Origin of the sequence: Ollibium composti (assembly GCF_004801285.1) — a bacterium.
GTDB lineage: Bacteria > Pseudomonadota > Alphaproteobacteria > Rhizobiales > Rhizobiaceae > Mesorhizobium > Mesorhizobium composti.
Genome location: NZ_SSNY01000034.1, coordinates 1 through 583 on the forward strand (window position 1 = coordinate 1; position 583 = coordinate 583).

Sequence of the window (583 nt, forward strand, 5' to 3'; positions counted from 1 at the left end):
GATTACATCGAGCGCTTCTACAATCCCCGGCGACGGCACTCGACACTGGGCTATATGAGCCCCGTCGAGTTCGAGGAGAAAGCTATGTTAGCTTAACCCCGTGTCCGAAAAACCGGCAGCAGGCCATATCGCGAAGCCGTGCAACCAGCTTCCGGATAATCTTCGTTTCGTCCACACTAATTGCGGACTGCCGCTGAGGACCGTCGATCTTCCGCAGCGAGTGCCGTCCTTCCCTGAGTGCATCAACATCTATCTCCGGGTGCTTCCGCAGTGCATCGACCATAATGTTCAGCTGTCTCTTGGCTTCGCGCGCTTTGGCAAGAACCTCTCGCAAAAAGGCTTGGTCGTGGATGTCATCGATGCAATCGATAATCTCGTCGGCTCTCCTAGATTGCGGTGTTGGCCTTTTGGATTTGCGAGGATGCGTCCGCTCGGCATTACGAAGCTTTACGTAAATCTGTTGATTTCCGCTGAGAGCTGACCCGGGATTGAGGGATTTTTCCATTGAGAAGTGACCCATGTTTGAACCCACCCCTGCTGGTTGATTGCAGGGGACTTTGGAGTGATAGACATGGCGTTACTG

Annotated in this window: 2 protein-coding genes; both read left to right on the plus strand. The window is 53.5% G+C overall.

Translation table 11 applies throughout. The annotated features are described in order from the left end of the window. Window positions 1–96, plus strand: a 96-nt coding sequence (locus E6C48_RS22370; RefSeq protein WP_136358204.1) for an IS3 family transposase, incomplete at its 5' end; no start/stop codon positions are given. Window positions 97–100: 4 nt separating this feature from the next. Further along, window positions 101–481, plus strand: coding sequence for a hypothetical protein (locus E6C48_RS22750; RefSeq protein WP_136360403.1), 381 nt, complete (start codon window positions 101–103; stop codon window positions 479–481). The last annotated feature ends 102 nt before the right edge of the window (window positions 482–583 follow it).